The sequence below is a fragment of the Mesorhizobium sp. M0898 genome, from assembly GCF_040319695.1.
In the GTDB taxonomy this organism is placed as follows: domain Bacteria; phylum Pseudomonadota; class Alphaproteobacteria; order Rhizobiales; family Rhizobiaceae; genus Mesorhizobium.
This window is the reverse complement of record NZ_JAMYOE010000102.1, coordinates 1-4,231: the sequence shown is the minus strand read 5'-3', so window position 1 is coordinate 4,231 and position 4,231 is coordinate 1. Positions and strand designations below refer to the sequence as shown.

General features: G+C 57.2%; 5 protein-coding genes. All 5 read left to right on the top strand.

Annotated features, from left to right (window positions below; all coding sequences use genetic code 11):
• The first annotated feature begins 325 nt into the window (after positions 1–325).
• Complete coding sequence (locus NKH90_RS34215) at positions 326–1,195, top strand: DUF4231 domain-containing protein (protein ID WP_352823704.1); 870 nt, start codon at positions 326–328, stop codon at positions 1,193–1,195.
• Between the two features lie 33 nt (positions 1,196–1,228).
• On the top strand, positions 1,229–2,074 hold the full coding sequence (locus NKH90_RS34210) for an N-acetylmuramidase domain-containing protein (RefSeq protein ID WP_352823702.1): 846 nt from the start codon (positions 1,229–1,231) through the stop codon (positions 2,072–2,074).
• 90 nt (positions 2,075–2,164) lie between these two features.
• Positions 2,165–3,310 (top strand): patatin-like phospholipase family protein, encoded by a 1,146-nt coding sequence (locus NKH90_RS34205; protein ID WP_352823699.1) that lies wholly within the window; start codon positions 2,165–2,167, stop codon positions 3,308–3,310.
• Positions 3,311–3,676: 366 nt separating this feature from the next.
• Entirely contained in the window at positions 3,677–3,994 is a 318-nt protein-coding gene (locus NKH90_RS34200; RefSeq protein ID WP_352823696.1) for a hypothetical protein, read from the top strand.
• A 50-nt stretch (positions 3,995–4,044) separates the two neighbouring features.
• Positions 4,045–4,231: transposase (locus NKH90_RS34195; RefSeq protein ID WP_352823694.1), on the top strand; the 187-nt coding region annotated here is incomplete at its 3' end.

The window sequence follows — 4,231 nt, the reverse complement described above, 5'->3', positions numbered from 1 at the left end:
AGGGCCTTGGCCGCCTGAGCACCGTCATGTGTCCGCCGCTCCGCTAAACACGGGGGCTGCGCGGCGGACACGCCGACGTCACCGCAATGCCACGCCATTTTGCAGAACTTGACGCACACAACTCGATGAACCATTGTCGGCCTCGGTTGATAGCGTGTGCCACGACAGCCACCTACCGCGCATTTGAAGTAGCCATTTTCGACTGCTGACTTTCTTACAGTGTTCGTCTTGTAGGAAAAGCCTGTCTCGTCTACACTTTGTTTAATTTTCGTAGAACAGGTATCTATTTCAAAGACCGTTGTTGCGCGTGGCGGGGGCGATGGGCATGGCGATTCTCCAATTTGTAGCCGATCGGCAGGCAATCTGGTCCGCCACGGCAAACTCATTGAAGTCCAGGATAAATCTAGCCAGGAAGGCTTCCTTTTCTTTGTCCATCGCCGGTGCGCTAGTCGCGTCCTTGGCCAGCATGCAGGCTGTGGATGGCCTCGTTCGTACTATTCTGATATCCACAGGAGCCATAGCACTTGCTATCACGGGAATAATCGGGAGTCGCATACTCACGAGCGAAGGCGTCCGCCAACAGATTCGCGCGCGGGCGGCATCTGAGGCGCTTAAACGAGAGGCTTACCTGTATGCTACTTCTGCCGGTGACTACTCGGATCCCGGCACCAGGGACGCCAAGCTCAAATCAGCACAGCAAAAGATCGAAGACCAAGTAACCGATCTTACGCTTCTCCAACGGCAAGCGGAGCACGCAGGCTCATCACCCCGGTCCGGTCTGTCCTTTGATGACTACTTGAAAGACAGAATAGAGGGACAAATTGCATTTTATATAAATAACTCTGAGAAATATCATAAACTTTCTAGAGTTCTTCATGCTGCGGAATTCACGTTGGCATTCGTTGCCGCAATTCTGACCGCCCTCGCAGGCGCGATTGGAAAAGGCGCATTTGATATCGCGGCCATAATCGGGGTCTTGACGACCTGTGCTGCGGCGGTGGTAGCTCACCTTCAAGCATCACACTATGATGATTTGATCGTTGGCTATCGTGCGGCAGCCAGCAAGCTCCAAAGCCTCAAGGCCACCACCGAAAACACGACCCCCGTAGCGGTCCTAGCAAGCACCGCTGAAGAGATCCTCGCCGCGGAGACAAACAGCTGGCAAGCTATGTGGTCGAAAAACAAGTCGCAATAGTGGTATCAACCAGACCCGACGGGTGGAGGCAGAATGTTTGACGAAGCTGCAAGACAGAAAATCGCTGCGCTGGCTGAAGACATTGGCGTTGAGCCTGCGGCACTGCTGGCGGTCGCCGAGGTTGAAAGCGCCGGCAGAGCGTTCGACATTGTCGATGGGAAGGATATGCCTTTGATCCGTTGGGAGGGACACTATTTTTACCGGCTGTTGCCCCAATCGCTCAAGAAGCCGGCTCTGGCGAAAGGTCTAGCTCATCCGAATGCTGGAGGCGTGCCCAACCCAAAGTCACAGCAGGCGCGATACAATCTGCTAAAGCGGGCGAAGGAGATCGACGAGGTCGCTGCACTGTCTTCCTGCTCGTGGGGCCTCGGCCAAGTCATGGGGGCACATTGGTCTTGGTTGGGATATGCGACCGTCCAGGAGCTTGTCACCGAAGCCTGCGCCGGTATTGTTGGGCAAGTCCAGCTCATGTCGAAATTCATCGTACGTTCCAAATTGACCGACGAGCTTCGAAAAAATGACTGGGCCGGATTCGCCCGCCAGTATAACGGCGCGGGCTACAAAAAGATGGGCTATGATACTAAGATGGCGCGTGCCTACGCACGACAGAAGTCGGCGGCCGGCAGCAATTTGGATACAGATGACGAAGACGCACCTACGGCCCTCCGTGTCGGGGCGTCCGGTGTCGAGGTCAGCCAACTGCAAGAGAAACTCCGCAAGCTTGGCTATACAGTGAACGTAGATGGCGATTTTGGCCCTGCTACGAAGCAGGCGGTGACGAAATTCCAGCAGGACCGTGACTTGCAGCCCGATGGAATTGTGGGCCCGCTGACCTGGTCCGTTATAGAGCGACTGCAGGGAACTCCGGAGGATGTCTAGGCCCGTCGGCTCAATCTGCGGGCGCGCCCTCACCTTGCGAATCGATCACCCGCCTGCACTGAATTCGCGTCGCGGGCGGGAGGAACAGACATGTCGCTGATCGAGCGTATCTCTCAACCCGGCAAGAAAAAGTTGCTTGCGATCGACGGTGGCGGGATTCGTGGCATACTTGCACTCGAGATCCTGCAGGGAATCGAAGATCTGCTGAGACCAAGGGCCGGCGGCGAAAGCTTTCGCTTGGCCCAATACTTCGATTATATCGCCGGAACCAGCACGGGCGGCATCATCGCTGCGGGGCTCTCGATGGGAATGTCAGTACGGGAGATTCTCGATTTCTATGAAACCTGCGGCGCCCAGATGTTCGTTCGCGCGAACATTCTGGAACGCCTACGATACAAATTCGAATCCGAACCACTGGCAGTGAAACTGAAAGAGGTGTTCGGAAGTGATACCACTTTCGGATCTGCCAAACTGCAAAGTCTGCTGCTGCTGGTGATGCGCAACGCAACCACAGATTCGCCATGGCCGCTGTCGAATAATCCATACGGCAAATACAATGATCCGGCACGCCCTGACGACAATGGCAAATTTCCACTCTGGCAACTGGTCCGGGCAAGCACTGCTGCGCCAACCTACTTTCCGCCGGAGGTCATCGTACTTTCCGGCGGGACGAAGGAAACGAACAAGCAGTTTGTCTTCGTCGACGGCGGCGTCACCATGTACAACAACCCAGCCTTCCAAATGTTTCTGATGGCCACGGTCGGCAGCTATTGGGCGCACAAGCCGGCGGCGCGTTGGCGGGCGGGAGCCGACCAAATGCTCATAGTGTCGGTCGGAACGGGTACCAGCCCGGACGTTCGGTCTGGCCTGGACCCGGATGACATGAACCTGCTGTTCAATGCAACTACGATCCCGTCGGCACTTATGTTTGCGGCCTCGACCGAACAGGACCTGCTGTGCCGCGTGTTCGGAGAGTGCCGCGCAGGGGACTCCATCGACCGGGAGATTGGTGATCTGATTGGCAATGTTGGGCCGTTGGAAAACGGAAGTAAGCTCTTCACGTACGTTCGATACAACGCGGAATTGATGGGCGCGGGCTTGGCCGCCCTGGGGCTGACGCATATCCGGCCGGCGACTGTGCAGAAAATGGATGCAACCGACGGAATGGCTGAGTTACATGAAGTCGGAAAGAAAGCAGCCGGCAAGGTGAACAGGGAGCACTTTGCTGGCTTCTGAGGCTGAATTTCCAACACACCAGCTAGCGGGAGCTGGACGACGGTGTGCGCACGTTAGGGGGATTGAAGTGCCGCGCCCACTCTGTTTCATGGTGATGCCATATGGCCGGAAAGCTACCCAGGCGGAGCCGGGAAAAGGGCCGGGCGAGATTGACTTCAACGCACTGTGGGACCACGCTTGTGTCCCGATGATCTAGGAACTAGACTACGATCCGGTGCAGGCAGACCAGGACGTCGGCAGCCTGATCATCACACAAATGCTTGAGCGCCTCTATTTCGCCGATCTCGTGCTGGCGGACATGACAATTCCCAACGGCAACGTCTATTACGAGGTGGGCATTCGCCACGCGTCGCGGGAAAGGGGTGCGTGCTTCTCGCCGCGGACTGGTCGAAAGCCTTGTTCGATGCGGCGCAGATGCGCACTATCAGCTACCCTCTCCTCGAAGGGAATATCGAGGCGGGTACTGCACTGGCCGTCCAGCAGGCGATCACCAGCGGCATCGCTAAATTGAGGAATGGCCAGTCGCCCATGCACGGTGCGATCGACGGCTACCCCAATCAGATTGAAGCTTCAACAAAATCAACGATGAGGGAATATCTGCGGGACCTTGCCGGGTGCAAGGGGAGATTCGGGCGGTCCGTACGCCTCCGGCGAGGGCCGCCTTGCGGGAGCATGGCCCGGTAGCGAGGCTGCGCTCTTAAGGTCGTCCTTTCGAGCGTAGTTAGCAGCACAGCATGAGCCATGTGACGTTATTGACCGGACCGGAGCGTCGTCGTGGTTGGCGTGAAGAGGATCAGTGCCGGATACTGGCCGCGGCATTCGCGCCGGGGGCCACGGTGGCGGCGGTAGCGCGTCAGTACGATGTCGCGACCAGCCTGATCTATAAGTGGCGGCGCACGATGAGAACCCGCGAGACGGGCT